This is a genomic window from Pedobacter cryoconitis, assembly GCF_014200595.1.
Classification (GTDB): domain Bacteria; phylum Bacteroidota; class Bacteroidia; order Sphingobacteriales; family Sphingobacteriaceae; genus Pedobacter; species Pedobacter cryoconitis_C.
Map to the genome: position 1 here is coordinate 109948 of NZ_JACHCG010000004.1, position 16200 is coordinate 126147.

The following is a 16200-nucleotide window of genomic DNA, read 5'->3' on the forward strand; positions in this document are numbered from 1 at the left end:
ATACATAAGTAAAAGATCGCTCAATACATAAAATTGATTTATTTTGTGAAAAAATAAAATTGATAATGATTAAAGAGTTGAAAAAGTTAATAGAGGCTGCTTGGGAAGACAGGACTTTATTAGAATATACTGAATATTGTGAAGCGATCGAGACTGTTGTGATGCAACTGGATAAGGGAGAAATCCGCGTTGCTGAACCAATTCTAAATTCATGGGGAATCAATGAATGGGTAAAGAAAGCTGTTATCCTTTATTTCCCTATCAGAGAAATGAAAGAAATTGAAGTTGGCCCTTTCGTATTTCATGATAAAATGAAATTGAAAACCAATTATAAAGAATTAGGAGTGAGAGTTGTTCCTGGTGCAAGTGCACGTTATGGCGCATTTTTATCTAAAGGAGTAATTTTAATGCCTTCTTATGTGAACATCGGTGCTTATATTGATGAAGGTACAATGGTTGATACCTGGGCTACAGTAGGCTCTTGTGCACAAATCGGAAAGCATGTACACTTAAGTGGTGGTGTTGGTATCGGTGGTGTTTTAGAGCCAATTCAGGCTGCTCCGGTTATTATCGAAGACAACTGCTTTATCGGTTCAAGGGCTATCGTTGTGGAAGGTGTACGTGTAGAACGTGAGGCTGTTTTAGGCGCAAACGTTGTATTGACTGCTTCTACTAAAATTATTGATGTTACAGGAAGTACGCCTGTTGAATATAAAGGTATCGTGCCTGCAAGATCAGTAGTGATTCCAGGAAGTTATACAAAAAAATTCCCTGCTGGTGATTACCAGGTTCCTTGTGCACTGATCATTGGAAAACGTAAAGAATCTACAGATAAAAAGACTTCACTTAATGATGCATTAAGAGAAAACAATGTAGCAGTGTAATGAATATTGGTTTTGATGGAAAAAGAGCTGCCAATAATTTTACCGGTTTAGGCAATTACAGCAGGTCACTTGTTTTACAGTTATCAGAATTTTTCCCTCAAAACCAATACTTTATTTACAGTCCCAAGGTAAAACGCCACGGTCAGATTTCTTCCTTTTTTGAAAGACAGAATATTCACCTGGTGTTACCTGAAAATTCTTCGCTCTTATGGAGAACTTTCGGCGTAAAAAAGCAACTAAAAAAAGATAACATTGCTATTTATCATGGTTTAAGTAATGAAATCCCCGTCGGTGTATCTCCGGCTATCCGGACTGTAGTTACCATTCATGATCTTATCTTTCTGCGTTATCCGCAGTATTATAAATTCATAGACCGCACGATTTACAATTTCAAAAGTAAATATGCCTGCAAACATGCCGATCATATCATCGCCATCAGTGAGCAGACCAAAAATGATATCATTGAATATTATCAGGTTGATCCTTCGAAAATAGAAGTGCTCTATCAAACCTGTGATGATTCTTTTAAACAAATTATCGGGCAGGAATTTAAAGATTCAATCCGCATAAAATATCAGCTGCCTGAAAAGTATATCCTCAATGTAGGAACAATCGAACCCAGAAAAAACTTACTGGCTTTAGTACAGGCTTTACCCGCTATTGACCCTGAGTTTAAATTGGTCGTGGTTGGTAAAAAGCAGTCTTATGCACAAAAAGTAATCGCGGAGATTGAAAAACTGGGACTTAGAGAAAGGGTTATCTTTCTGAAGGATATTCCCTTCACAGACCTCCCTGCGATCTATCAGCTGGCTACTGTATTTGTTTATCCGTCTTTTTATGAAGGTTTTGGTATCCCGGTCATCGAGGCACTTTATGGCCGTATACCGGTTGTTGCGGCAACAGGCTCTTGTCTGGAAGAAGCAGGCGGCCCGCATAGTTTGTATATAGATCCAAATGATGCTGCTGCACTGGCAAAGGCAGTAAATGCTGTTTTAACGGATCAAAAGCTGGCTGACCAGATGAAAGCGGAGGGCCTGCGCTACGCACAGCAATTCAATACTGCTAATTTAGCCCGTCAGCTGATGAATTCTTACAGCAACATGATCGCTAAAGATTAAGAACCTTCTGAATACCGAAGATTATTTAATAAATTTACGGCATGCTAAAAACGGAAATTGACAAGGCTTTAACAGTCTTGAAAAATGGGGGCGTTATCCTCTATCCTACAGATACAGTATGGGGTATAGGTTGTGATGCGACGAATGAAGCAGCAGTCGAAAAAATTAATGCGATTAAAGGCCGCTCTGCTGATAAGAGTTTTATTGTCCTGGTGGATAATGATTCGAAAATACAAAGTTATATAGAGGAAGTGCCAGAGGTTGCGTACGATCTGATCGAATTTGCGGAACATCCATTAACCATTATTTTTTCCGGGGCAAAGAATTTAGCTAAAAATGTGATCAATGCAGATGGCAGTGTAGGTATAAGAGTGGTTAAACACGATTTTGCACAGCAGTTAGTGCAACGTTTCAGAAAACCGATCGTTTCTACCTCAGCTAACCTTTCAGGACAGCCTACCCCACAGTTTTTTGATGAGATAGACGAAGAAATTAAAGCTGCTGTAGATTATGTTGTGGACTGGGAACAGGAACTTAAAGTCAATAAAAAGGCATCTACAATCATGAAATTAAGTCCATCTGGTCAATTTTCCTTCATAAGAAAGTAAGTTTTAGTACTTTTGCAGACGCTATTAAAAGCCTCATGAGTTTATAAGCTCAAAACAATATATAATTAGTGAAAAAAAATCTAGAACATCCTGTTTTTAAGGTAATGGCTGATATTGCCGATGAAAATCATATCGAAGCCTATGTGATTGGTGGATACGTACGGGATATTTTTCTGCAAAGACCATCAAAGGATATTGATGTAGTCGTACTGGGAAATGGGATCGAATTCGCTGAACTTACTGGAAAACAGTTAAAGAGTAAGGTTGCCGTTTTTAAAAACTTCGGTACAGCCATGTTAAAGTACCGGGAGCTCGAACTTGAATTTGTTGGTGCAAGAAAAGAATCTTATCGCGCTGATTCCCGTAAGCCTATCGTTGAAAACGGTACAATTAAGGATGATCAGCTGAGAAGGGATTTTACAATCAATGCGCTGGCAATCTCGTTAAATAAAGAAAATTTCGGACAATTGGTCGATCCTTTTAATGGTGTAGAGGATTTGAATAATAAATTAATCCGTACCCCTCTGGATGCTGAAATCACTTTTTCAGACGATCCTTTACGCATGATGCGTGCGATCCGCTTTGCGACTCAATTGAATTTTAGTATTGATGAACAGGCATTAGCTGCAATTGCCAAACAAAAGGAAAGGATCAGTATTGTTTCCAAAGAAAGAATTACAGACGAACTGAATAAAATTATCCTCTCTCCTGTTCCCTCAATAGGTTTCAAATACTTGTTCGATACGGGCTTGCTTCATATCATATTTCCGCAAATGGCAAATTTATATGGAGTAGAAATCATCAAAGGAAAAGGACATAAAGACAATTTTTACCATACCTTGCAGGTACTGGATAATATCTGTGAAGTTACAGAGGATCTTTGGTTACGCTGGGCAGCGATTCTTCATGATATCGCGAAACCACCAACTAAACGCTTTGAGGAGAATCATGGCTGGACTTTTCATGGTCATGAAGATAAAGGAGCAAGAATGGTCCCCCAGATCTTTTCACAGCTGAAATTACCTCTGAACGAAAAAATGAAGTTTGTTCAAAAGATGGTTCAGCTACATTTGCGTCCTATTGTTCTGGCACAGGAAGTAGTAACGGATTCTGCGGTAAGACGTGTATTATTTGATGCGGGTGAAGATATTGAAAGCCTGATGTTACTTTGCAATGCAGATGTAACGACTAAAAATGAATATAAAGTAAAAAAATACCGGAATAACTTTGAGCTGGTTAAGCAAAAGCTGAAAGATGTAGAAGAGCGGGATAAAATAAGAAACTGGCAACCTCCTGTTTCGGGAAATGACATCATGGAAGTATTCGGCCTTGCTGCCGGTAAAGAAGTGGGCATGATTAAAAATGCAATCCGCGAAGCAATTCTGGAGGGAGAAATAACAAATTCACCTGACGAAGCGTTAGCATTTATGTTACGCAAGGGAAAAGAATTTGGATTAACTCCCATTACAGAACAACCTAAATAACAATATGTTCTAATGAAAAACATATTTTATTTTATAATTTTATAATATAGAAATACAGCACAAATGGCAATTTATAGATTCAGACTTAGTTTTGACGATTACGATGAAGTAATCAGAGAGATCGATATCAAATCAACGCAAACTTTTGAAGATTTACATAAAGCACTACACCGCACAACAGGTTATAATGCAGAAAAATCTTCTTCATTTTATGTAAGTTCTGATCATTGGATCAAAGGGGATGAAATCGCCTATCTTCCAACACAAAAGAAAACCGATCGCGGTGTAAGCTTAATGGAAAAATCCAGGCTGAGTGCTTTTATTGAAGATCCACATCAGAAATTTTATTATATCTACAATTTTGACCGTCCTTATGAGTTTCATGTAGAACTGATCAAAATTATTTTGCAGACAGATCCTAATATTGAATATCCTGTTCTTTTCAAAAGTATCGGTGAAGCACCTAAGATCTTTGATGCCAACAATATCCCAACTGAAGTCGTAACGAATAACCCTATTTCTAATGATTTCGATTTTCTGAACGAGATGGACTTTGTACCTGAAGACACAGAAGAAATTGAAGCGATGGATGGCCGTGGTATCACTACATCAGAAAAAAGTGAAGATGCTGATGACGACGATTCAGATTCAGATGATTTCTCTGAAGATGAAGATTACCATGAAGATGAGTACGATAGCAAAGAAGATTACTAAGCCATATCAATGGCAAAAAATAAAACATTAATTGTAATTGCAGGGCCAACGGCAATAGGTAAAACAGCTTTAGCTATTACGCTGGCCCAACATTTTACAACAGAAATCATCTCTGCTGATTCCAGGCAGTTTTTCAAGGAGATGTCAATAGGAACCGCAAAGCCTCATGCAGATGAGCTTGCTGCCGCTAAACATCATTTTATTGATTCTCATTCTATCAATACTTTCTTCAGTACGGGAGATTTCGAGAAACAAGCTTTAGGGCTATTGGATGAAATCTTTACCAGGCATGATCTGGCAATTATGGTTGGAGGATCTGGTTTATACCTGGATGCTGTCACTAAAGGACTTGATGAATTGCCTGATACGGACATGGAAATCAGATCTCAGCTGAATCAGCTATTTGAAACAGAGGGGCTGGAACCCATCAAAGCACAACTTGAAGCGGCTGATCCGGAGTATTATGCAAAAGTAGACCAGGCGAATACGCAACGTCTCATCCGCGGACTGGAGTTTTTTCTGTCTACAGGGAAAAAGGTCTCCTCATTTTTAACGAACAGCAAAAAAGAGAGATCTTTTAATATTATAAAAATCGGTTTGAATATGGAAAGACCTCTTTTATATGAACGCATCAACCATCGTGTAGATGTGATGCTGGAGGAAGGTCTGTTAGAAGAAGTCAAATCACTGAAAGATTACAGAGAACTCAATGCACTAAAAACTGTTGGGTATACTGAACTTTTCGATTATCTGGATGGCACAATTACTTATGATATTGCGGTAGATAAGATCAAGCAGAACACCAGGCGATTTGCAAAGCGTCAGCTGACCTGGTTCAGAAGGGACACACAAATCCATTGGTTCTCCCCTGATCAGTCGGCAGAAGTCATCAATTTCCTGGAAGAATCAATAAAAAAATAAGATTAAGGAGAAAAAAACGGCAGAAACTGTTTTCTCCTTATTTATTTAACTAGGCTTGTGCCGTTGGCCCGCCAAAATTCATTGGAAATCCTGAAGGTTCTTCCTGAGTTTTGATCCTGCCATTAATTGACTCGAATTTCTCTATATTATCCTGCATTGCGCTCATTAACCTCTTCGCGTGTTCAGGAGTCAAAATGATCCTTGATTTCACTTTTGCCTTTGGTACGCCTGGCATTACCCTGATAAAATCCAGTACAAACTCCGTGTTGGAGTGTGTGATAATGGCAAGGTTTGAAAATATACCTTCTGCTATCTCTTCAGAAAGTTCAATGTTTATCTGATTATCGTTGTTTTCGTTTTCCATACTACAAAACTACTTCTTTAATTCCTTAGCATGGTAGCTATATTAAAAAAAAATCCCCCCTGACAAGATCAGGAGGGATTAAAAAAAAATTAACTATTTAAATTATGCTTCTATTTCTTCTTCTTGTTTCGAAGCTAATAACTTGTCGTACTCTTCTTGTGAACCAACGATAATACGTTCGTAACCACGAACACCAGTACCTGAAGGAATCAAGTGACCAACGATTACGTTTTCTTTCAATCCAAGCATGTTATCACGTTTACCTGCAATTGCAGCTTCGTTCAATACTTTTGTAGTTTCCTGGAAGGAAGCCGCAGAGATGAATGATTTCGTACCTAATGATGCACGTGTAATACCTTGTAATACAGAACTAGCAGTTGCTGATCTTGCATCACGAACTTCGATCTGTTTCAGATCTTTACGTTTTAACTGAGAATTTTCATCTCTTAATTTACGCAGAGAAAGAATCTGACCTGGTTTAACCGTGTTTGAATCACCCGCATCAATAACAACTTTCTTGTCATAGATATCATCGTTTTCAATCATGAAGTCCCAACGGTCTACAGAATTATTTTCTAAGAATGTAGTATCACCCGGATCTTCAATATGAACTTTCTGCATCATCTGGTGTACAATAACCTCAAAGTGTTTATCATTGATTTTTACACCTTGTAAACGGTAAACCTCTTGTATACCATTTACTAAGTATTCTTGTACAGCAGCAGGACCTTTAATTGCCAGGATATCCGCAGGAGAAATCGATCCGTCTGATAATGGCATACCAGCTTTCACGAAGTCATTGTCCTGAACCAGGATGTGTTTAGATAATGGTACCAGATATTTCTTGATCTCACCATCTTTTGATTCGATAGTCATCTCACGATTACCACGTTTCACACCACCTAAAGTTACCACACCATCAATCTCAGTTACTACAGCCGGATTAGAAGGGTTACGTGCTTCGAACAATTCAGTTACACGTGGTAAACCACCCGTAATATCTCTTGTTTTTCCTGTAGCACGAGGGATTTTAACTAAGATCTGACCAGTTTTAACTGCTTCTCCATCATCGATAGAAACGTGAGCCCCAACAGGAATGTTATACTGTCTGATTAATTCACCTTTTTTATCTACAACTCTTACTGATGGATTTTTAGTTTTATCACGTGTATCGATAATTACTTTCTCACGGTGACCAGTTTGCTCATCTGACTCTTCACGGAAGGTAACACCTTCAATAATTGCATCAAATTCGATTTTACCGGCAAACTCCGAGATAATAACCGCGTTATATGGATCCCATGAACAAATCTTATCACCTTTTGAAATTTCAGCTCCTTCTTCAACATATAAGAATGAACCGTAAGGGATATTATTGGTCATGATAACTTTACCAGTACCTTTTTCTACGATTTTGAATTCACCTGAACGGCCTAAAACAATTTGTTTCACACCTTGCTCACCTGTATCATTTGCTACAGTACGAACGTTTTCGAATTCTATGATACCATCAAACTTCGCATTGATCTGAGATTCAGCAGCAATGTTTGATGCGGTACCACCCACGTGGAATGTACGTAATGTTAACTGTGTACCCGGCTCACCGATAGACTGTGCAGCAATTACGCCGACAGCTTCACCACGTTGAACACGTTTACCAGTTGCAAGGTTACGTCCGTAACAAAGCGCACAAACACCTCTTTTATTTTCACATGTCAATACTGAACGTATTTCCACGCCTTCTAAAGGAGACTCTTCGATTGCTTTTGCGATGTCTTCATCAATATCCTGACCAGCACCTACCAATAATGCACCATCCAGAGGATTAAATACATCATGAAGTGAAATACGACCCAAAATTCTGTCATATAATGGTTCAACGATATCTTCGTTATCTTTCAACGCAGTAGTATACATACCTCTTAAAGTACCACAATCAGCAGCGTTCACGATCATATCCTGAGCAACGTCATGTAAACGACGGGTCAGGTAACCAGCATCAGCAGTTTTTAACGCTGTATCCGCCAAACCTTTACGCGCACCGTGGGTAGAGATAAAGTATTCTAATACTGATAATCCTTCTTTAAAGTTCGAAAGAATCGGATTCTCAATAATTTCACCACCTGAACCTGATTTCTGAGGTTTTGCCATCAGACCACGCATTCCGCAAAGCTGACGAATCTGCTCTTTAGATCCACGTGCTCCAGAGTCAAGCATCATATATACCGAGTTAAACCCTTGGTTATCGCTTGATAACTGAGTCATCACGAATGATGTTAAACGGTTGTTGATACGAGTCCAGATATCAATAATCTGATTGTAACGCTCGTTGTTGGTAATGAATCCCATGTTATAGTTATTCCTTACCTCTTCAACTTCAGCAGAAGCCTGTTCTAAAAGAACTTGTTTCTCTGCCGGGATGTTTACATCCTGCAAGTTAAACGATAGTCCACCTCTGAATGCCATTTGGAAACCTAACTCTTTAATATCATCAAGGAATCTTGATGCACGAGCCATACCAGTTACCTTAACTACATCACCGATAATATCTCTCAGTGATTTTTTAGTCAGCAGTTCATTGATATATCCTACTTCTGCCGGAACCATTTGATTAAACAGTACACGACCAACAGTAGTTTCAGTTAGTTTATTAACGATATTTCCGTCAGAATCTTTAACATTTACTTTTACTTTGATAAATGCGTGAAGATCGATACGTTTCTCATTGTAAGCAATGATAACTTCTTCCGGAGAATAGAATGAGAAATCCTGTCCGTTAACAACACGCTGAGCATCAGTTCTACGGCCTTTAGTAATATAATAAAGACCCAAAACCATATCCTGAGAAGGTACAGTAATCGGCGTACCGTTTGCAGGGTTCAGAATGTTGTGCGCAGCTAACATCAATACCTGGGCTTCCAAAATAGCAGCATGACCTAAAGGTAAATGCACAGCCATCTGGTCACCGTCAAAATCGGCGTTGAATGCAGTACACACTAACGGGTGTAACTGGATTGCTTTTCCTTCCACCAATTTAGGCTGGAAAGACTGGATACCCAATCTGTGCAGCGTAGGCGCACGATTCAGTAATACAGGGTGTCCTTTTAAAACGTTTTCAAGAATGTCCCAAACCAATGGATCTTTTCTGTCAACAATTTTCTTTGCAGATTTAACTGTTTTCACGATTCCACGTTCGATCATCTTACGAATGATAAACGGTTTGAAAAGCTCAGCAGCCATATCTTTAGGTAAACCACATTCGTGTAATTTAAGGTTTGGACCTACAACAATTACCGAACGCGCAGAGTAATCCACACGTTTACCCAATAAATTCTGACGGAAACGGCCTTGTTTACCTTTCAGGATATCTGAAAGAGATTTCAAAGCACGGTTACCTTCAGTTTTTACCGCATTTACTTTACGTGAGTTATCGAATAACGAATCTACAGCTTCCTGTAACATACGTTTCTCGTTACGTAAAATAACCTCTGGTGCTTTAATCTCGATCAAACGCTTTAAACGGTTGTTACGGATAATCACACGACGGTACAGATCATTTAAATCTGAAGTAGCGAAACGACCACCTTCAAGAGGTACTAACGGACGTAATTCCGGTGGGATAACAGGAACAATTTTGATAATCATCCATTCTGGATTATTTTCAATACGTGTTCTTGCACCACGGAAAGCTTCAACAACCTGTAAACGTTTTAATGCTTCGTTTTTACGTTGTTGAGAAGTCTCGTTTGCAGCCTGGTGACGTAAGTTATAAGATAAAGTATCTAAGTCAATACGTTTCAATAAATCTTCTAATGCTTCAGCACCCATTTTGGCGATGAATTTATTAGGGTCTTTATCGTCTAAGTATTGGTTTTCTTTAGGTAATTTATCAAGAATATCAAGGTACTCTTCCTCAGTAAGGAAATCCATATACTGGATACCTTGTTCTTCCATTAAACCAGATTGAATAACTACATAACGCTCGTAGTAAATGATCAAATCTAATCTTTTGGTAGGAAGGCCTAATAAGTAACCTATTTTATTTGGTAATGAACGGAAATACCAGATATGCGCAACAGGAACCACCAAATTGATGTGACCCATACGCTCTCTACGTACTTTTTTCTCCGTTACCTCAACACCACAACGGTCACAAACAATACCTTTATAACGGATACGTTTGTATTTACCACAGTGACATTCGTAATCTTTTACCGGACCAAAAATACGCTCGCAGAACAAACCATCACGTTCAGGTTTGTAAGTACGATAATTAATAGTCTCAGGTTTTAACACCTCACCACTAGAGCGCTCTAAAATAGCCTCCGGCGATGCCAAACTAATGGTAATCGAGGTGAAATTGCTCTTTAATTTATTATCCTTTTTGTAAGACATAGCTCTGTTGTTTGAATTTGAAAATTTAAAAAGTCAGAATGGGCTCCTGGTTTAACAGGTCCCATTCCGACATTAAAAAATTCAACATTAGTCTAACGTAATATCTAAACCTAATCCGCGCAGCTCATGTACCAGTACATTGAATGATTCCGGTACACCTGGAGTCGGCAGGTTTTCGCCTTTTACAATTGCTTCATAAGTTTTGGCTCTACCAATTACATCATCAGACTTCACAGTCAGGATCTCTTGTAGAATATTAGCCGCACCAAATGCTTCTAATGCCCAAACCTCCATCTCACCAAAACGCTGACCCCCGAATTGGGCTTTACCACCCAATGGTTGTTGTGTAATTAATGAATATGGTCCGATTGAACGGGCGTGCATTTTATCATCAACCATGTGACCCAATTTCAGCATGTAGATAATACCTACTGTAGTTGGCTGGTCGAAACGCTCACCTGTTAAACCATTATGTAAATAGGTTCTTCCTGAAGCAGGAACACCAGCTTTAGCGATCCACGCTTCAACTTCATCATGCTTGGCACCATCAAAGATCGGAGTTGCAAATTTAACACCCAATTCTTTACCGGCCCATGCCAATACAGTTTCGTAGATCTGTCCAAGGTTCATACGTGAAGGTACACCCAGTGGGTTCAACACGATATCAACAGGAGTTCCATCATCAAGGAACGGCATATCTTCATCACGAACGATACGGGCAACAATACCCTTATTACCGTGACGACCAGCCATCTTATCCCCTACTTTTAGTTTACGTTTTTTAGCAACATAAACTTTAGCCATCTGCACAATACCTGAAGGCAATTCATCACCAACACTGATGGCGAATTTATCACGTTTATATGCACCCAGTTCTTCGTTTACACGGATACCATAGTTGTGGATCAAAATTTTGATCTGATCATTTTTATCGTCATCAGTAGTCCATTTGTATGGATTAATGTGAGCGAATTCAAGATCAGCTAAACTTTTTTGAGTGAACTTAGCACCTTTAGGGAATAATAATTCCTTGTAAACGTTGAAAATACCCTGAGAAGTTTTACCATTTACAATCTGGAACAATTTGTCAACCAACTCATTTTTAAGATTGGTTGTAGCCAGATTATATCTCTTATCTAATTTCTCTATCGCTGCTTTTTCTTCAGCTTTAGTAGTTTTCTTAGCTCTTGAGAATAATTTAGTATCAATTACAACACCTCTGATCGATGGTGGAGTTTTCAGGGATGCATCTTTCACATCACCCGCTTTATCTCCAAAGATAGCGCGTAATAATTTCTCTTCCGGTGAAGGATCAGACTCACCTTTTGGTGTAATTTTACCAATCAGGATATCGCCTTCTTTAACCTCAGCACCGATACGAATGATACCGTTTTCATCTAAATCTTTAGTAGCTTCTTCAGAAACGTTAGGGATATCTGGTGTTAATTCCTCTTCTCCACGTTTCGTATCACGCACTTCCAATTCAAACTCTTCAATATGCAATGAAGTAAAGATGTCTTCACGAACAATACGTTCACTGATTACAATCGCATCCTCAAAGTTATATCCCTGCCAAGGCATGAACGCTACTTTAAGGTTCCTGCCTAAAGCAAGTTCACCATTTTCAGTTGCATAACCTTCACAAAGTACTTGTCCTTTAACAACTTTCTGACCTTTTTTAACAATTGGTTTTAAGTTAATACAAGTATTCTGGTTGGTTTTCTTGAATTTAATTAATTTATAAGTTTTGCTATCACCTTCAAATGATACTAAACGATCTGCATCGTTTCTTACATATTTGATAGTAATTTCGTTAGCATCCACATATTCAACAACACCATCACCTTCAGCATTGATCAATGTTCTTGAGTCACGTGCAACACGACCTTCAAGACCAGTACCAACAATCGGAGCCTCAGGACGTAACAATGGTACGGCCTGACGTTGCATGTTGGAACCCATCAGGGCCCTGTTCGCATCATCATGCTCAAGGAAAGGAATCAATGAAGCAGCAATCGAAGTAATCTGATTAGGTGCCACGTCCATTAAGTCTAATTTCTCAGGCTCAATAATCGGGAAGTCACCCTCGTAACGTGCTTTAACACGTGCAGTGGTGAAATTACCTTTATCATCATAAGCAGCGTTTGCCTGTGCGATAGTTTTACCATCTTCATCTTCTGCAGAAAGATAAATTACATCTTCATCTACAGCAACGATACCGTCTCTTACGATCTTGTATGGAGTTTCTATAAATCCTAATGTATTGATCTTCGCATGTACACAAAGAGATGAAATCAAACCAATGTTTGGTCCCTCTGGTGTTTCAATCGTACACAACCTGCCGTAGTGAGTATAGTGAACGTCACGCACCTCGAAACCAGCTCTTTCACGGGAAAGACCACCTGGGCCTAATGCTGAAAGACGACGCTTGTGCGTAATCTCTGCAAGAGGATTAGTCTGGTCCATAAACTGTGACAACTGGTTAGTACCAAAGAATGAATTAATAACCGACGATAAAGTACGGGCGTTAATTAAGTCTGTTGGTGTGAAAACCTCATTATCACGAATGTTCATCCGCTCACGGATTGTACGGGCCATACGCGCCAGACCTACACCAAACTGAGCATATAACTGCTCACCTACTGTACGTACACGACGGTTTGACAAGTGATCAATATCATCGACCTCTTCTTTGGAGTTGATTAATTTGATCAGGTACTTAACAATTGCAATAATATCTGCTTTTGTTAATACTTTAACGTGATCAGGAGTATCCATTTTCAACTTACGGTTGATGCGGTAACGACCAACATCCCCTAAGTCATAACGTTTGTCTGAGAAGAATAAACGCTCAATGATACCTCTTGCAGTTTCCTCATCAGGTGGTTCTGCGTTACGCAAAGCACGATAGATGTTTTCAACAGCCTCTTTTTCAGAGTTTGAAGTATCTTTTTGTAATGTATTATATATAATAGTATAATCAGCCTGACTAGCACCATCATCTTTAGATAAGATAATAGTTTTAACGCCAGCATCAATGATCATATCAATATGCTCGTCTTCTAAAACAGTATCCCTGTCCAAGATCACTTCGTTACGATCTATCGAAACTACTTCACCAGTATCTTCGTCTACAAAATCTTCAACCCATTTTCTTAAAACTCTTGCAGCAAGCTTACGTCCGATATATTTTTTCAAACCAGATTTGCTAACCTTAACCTCATCAGCCAAGTCAAACAATTCAAGGATGTCTTTATCAGAATCGTAACCAATTGCACGTAAAAGTGTGGTAACCGGGAATTTTTTCTTACGGTCGATATAAGCATACATGACGTTATTTACGTCAGTAGCAAACTCGATCCAGGATCCTTTGAAAGGAATCACACGCGCAGAATAAAGCTTGGTTCCGTTAGTGTGACGGCTCTGGCCGAAGAACACACCTGGAGACCTGTGTAACTGAGAAACAATTACACGCTCTGCACCGTTGATTACGAATGTACCTTTAGGGGTCATATATGGAATAGTACCCAGATATACATCCTGAATGATAGTTTCAAAATCTTCGTGCTCCGCATCATTACAAGACAATTTCAACTTTGCCTTTAAGGGAACACTATAAGTTAACCCACGGTCAATACACTCAGGTATATCATAACGCGGTGGGTCAATAAAATAATCAAGGAATTCCAAAACGAAAATATTTCTGGAATCAGTGATTGGAAAGTTTTCAGCAAATACTTTAAACAAGCCCTCTGTATGACGGTTGTCTGAAGTAGTTTCTATCTGGAAAAATTCTCTGAATGATTGCAACTGTACATCTAGAAAATCCGGGTAATCTATGATGTGCTTACTACGTGCAAAATTTACTCTTTGGTCGACTTTATTTGCCAAGGTACTAAAGTTAATTTAGTTTAAGAATAAACTATTTGTTTGGTTTGCCGTGAACATCTCACCAACCAAACTTAGATGAAATGTATATAAACAGGTATAGACTCCGACTGTTCAGTCGGAGTCTATGTTTAAAGTTATATTAAAATTAAGTGATTACTTAATCTCAACTACAGCTCCAGCTTCTTCTAATTGTTTTTTCAAAGCTTCAGCTTCGTCTTTAGAAACACCAGCTTTTAATTCTTTTGGTGCACCGTCAACTAAGTCTTTAGCTTCTTTCAAACCTAATCCAGTTAAGTCTTTAACCAACTTAACAACTGCTAATTTAGAACCACCAGCTTCTTTCAGGATAACGTCGAAAGTAGATTTTTCTTCAGCTGCAGGAGCAGCATCACCAGCAGGACCTGCAACAGCAACTGCAGCAGCAGCTGGTTCGATACCATACTCGTCTTTAAGGATTTGAGCTAATTCGTTAACTTCTTTTACTGTTAAGTTTACTAATTGCTCAGCAAACGCTTTTAAATCTGCCATTTTATAGAGTTTTTAAAATTTGACGTGAAAAATAATTTATAATAATATGAAACTTATAAGGTGTTCCTTAACCTTCTCTTTCCTGAAGAGTTTTAACAATTCCTGCGATTTTACCACCACTAGATTTAAGTGCTGAAATAACATTTTTAGCTGGCGATTGTAGCAAGCCAATGATGTCTCCAATAAGCTCTTCTCTTGATTTCAAGCTTACTAATGCATCTAAATGATTATCTCCAACATAGATTGCTGTGTCAATAAACGCAGCTTTCAACTGTGGTTTGTCAGATCCTTTTCTCAAGGCTTTGATCAGCTTAGCCGGACCATTACCTGTTCTTGAGAATAATAATGCTGACTGGCCTTTTAATGCTTCAAAAATACTTGAATTGTCGCCTTCTAATCCTTCGATCGCTTTTCTGATCAAAGTATTTTTAGCAACCTGCATTTCAATACCGCTTTCGAAACATTTGCGACGGATGTTGTTAATTTTCTCAACAGATAAGCTTGATGTATCAGCAATATAAAAATTGCCAAAGTCCTGCATCTTCTCTTGAAGAGCCGAAACTACTTCGTGTTTTTCTTCTCTGTTCATAATTAGATCCCTGCTACTGATTTTGTTTCGATTGCGATTCCAGGACTCATTGTAGAAGAAACATGAATGCTCTTAAAATAAGTTCCTTTAGCAGCAGATGGTTTAAGCTTAGAAATTACTTGAAGAACTTCTAATGCATTTTCATATATTTTTTCTGCTGGGAATGATACTTTTCCTACCGAAGCATGAATGATACCACTTTTGTCAACTTTAAAATCAATCTTACCGCCTTTTACGTCAGTTACTGCTTTACCAACTTCGTTAGTTACAGTACCTGATTTTGGGTTTGGCATAAGGTTACGTGGACCTAAAACGCGGCCCAGTTTACCTACTTTAGCCATACAAGCAGGAGTAGTGATAATAATGTCAACATCAGTCCATCCACCTTCAATCTTGGCAACATATTCGTCTAAACCTACGAAATCTGCACCTGCTGCTTTAGCTTCGTCTTCCTTATCAGGATTACAAAGAACTAATACACGTACAGTTTTACCTGTACCGTGTGGTAAAGTAGCGATACCACGTACCATTTGATTCGCTTTACGCGGATCAACACCTAAAGCGATGTCGATATCAACCGAAGCATCAAATTTAGTAGTAGTGATTTCTTTTACCAAAGCAGCCGCATCCTGTAAAGAATACGTTTTACCAGATTCTAGTTTAGCATGTGCCTTTTTTTGATTTTTTGTTAATTTAGCCACTGT

12 protein-coding genes are annotated in these 16200 nt (G+C 38.7%); 6 read left to right on the forward strand and 6 right to left on the reverse strand.

What is annotated here, in order from left to right:
• The first annotated feature begins 65 nt into the window (after positions 1-65).
• The 6 genes from HDE70_RS20190 to miaA all read left to right on the forward strand — a co-directional run bounded on the left by HDE70_RS20190 (position 66) and on the right by miaA (position 5729).
• The gene (locus HDE70_RS20190) at positions 66-884 is read left to right on the forward strand and encodes a 2,3,4,5-tetrahydropyridine-2,6-dicarboxylate N-succinyltransferase (protein WP_183865805.1); all 819 of its coding nucleotides are present in this window, start codon (positions 66-68) and stop codon (positions 882-884) included.
• Positions 884-2002 carry a glycosyltransferase family 4 protein gene (locus HDE70_RS20195; RefSeq protein ID WP_183891692.1) on the forward strand — a complete coding sequence of 373 codons (1119 nt, stop codon included), beginning with the start codon at positions 884-886 and terminating at the stop codon, positions 2000-2002. Before HDE70_RS20190 ends, HDE70_RS20195 begins: the two co-directional genes overlap by 1 nt.
• Positions 2003-2043: 41 nt before the next feature.
• Positions 2044-2610, forward strand: coding sequence for an L-threonylcarbamoyladenylate synthase (locus HDE70_RS20200; protein WP_183891693.1), 567 nt, complete (start codon positions 2044-2046; stop codon positions 2608-2610).
• A 68-nt stretch (positions 2611-2678) separates the two neighbouring features.
• A complete protein-coding gene (locus HDE70_RS20205; protein WP_183865808.1) occupies positions 2679-4094 on the forward strand; it encodes a CCA tRNA nucleotidyltransferase in 1416 nt (471 codons plus the stop codon).
• 63 nt (positions 4095-4157) lie between these two features.
• Entirely contained in the window at positions 4158-4808 is a 651-nt protein-coding gene (locus tag HDE70_RS20210) for an IS1096 element passenger TnpR family protein (RefSeq protein WP_183865809.1), read from the forward strand.
• 9 nt (positions 4809-4817) lie between these two features.
• Positions 4818-5729 (forward strand): tRNA (adenosine(37)-N6)-dimethylallyltransferase MiaA, encoded by a 912-nt coding sequence (gene miaA / locus HDE70_RS20215; RefSeq protein ID WP_183891694.1) that lies wholly within the window; start codon positions 4818-4820, stop codon positions 5727-5729.
• Between the two features lie 49 nt (positions 5730-5778).
• Here the strand turns inward: miaA and HDE70_RS20220 are convergent, their stop codons facing one another.
• From HDE70_RS20220 to rplA, 6 genes are all read right to left on the reverse strand, one after another.
• The gene (locus HDE70_RS20220; RefSeq protein ID WP_068403172.1) at positions 5779-6093 is read right to left on the reverse strand and encodes a DUF3467 domain-containing protein; all 315 of its coding nucleotides are present in this window, start codon (positions 6091-6093) and stop codon (positions 5779-5781) included.
• 102 nt (positions 6094-6195) lie between these two features.
• Positions 6196-10488 carry a DNA-directed RNA polymerase subunit beta' gene (gene rpoC, locus HDE70_RS20225; protein ID WP_183865811.1) on the reverse strand — a complete coding sequence of 1431 codons (4293 nt, stop codon included), beginning with the start codon at positions 10486-10488 and terminating at the stop codon, positions 6196-6198.
• Positions 10489-10575: 87 nt separating this feature from the next.
• Positions 10576-14379, reverse strand: a complete 3804-nt coding sequence (gene rpoB / locus HDE70_RS20230) for a DNA-directed RNA polymerase subunit beta (protein ID WP_068403176.1) — start codon at positions 14377-14379, stop codon at positions 10576-10578.
• Positions 14380-14532: 153 nt separating this feature from the next.
• Positions 14533-14907 carry a 50S ribosomal protein L7/L12 gene (gene rplL, locus HDE70_RS20235; RefSeq protein WP_183865812.1) on the reverse strand — a complete coding sequence of 125 codons (375 nt, stop codon included), beginning with the start codon at positions 14905-14907 and terminating at the stop codon, positions 14533-14535.
• Positions 14908-14974: 67 nt separating this feature from the next.
• Positions 14975-15496: a 50S ribosomal protein L10 gene (gene rplJ, locus HDE70_RS20240; protein ID WP_183865813.1), complete on the reverse strand. Its 522-nt coding sequence runs from the start codon at positions 15494-15496 to the stop codon at positions 14975-14977.
• A 2-nt stretch (positions 15497-15498) separates the two neighbouring features.
• Positions 15499-16197 (reverse strand): 50S ribosomal protein L1, encoded by a 699-nt coding sequence (gene rplA / locus HDE70_RS20245; protein ID WP_068403182.1) that lies wholly within the window; start codon positions 16195-16197, stop codon positions 15499-15501.
• Between the last annotated feature and the right edge of the window lie 3 nt (positions 16198-16200).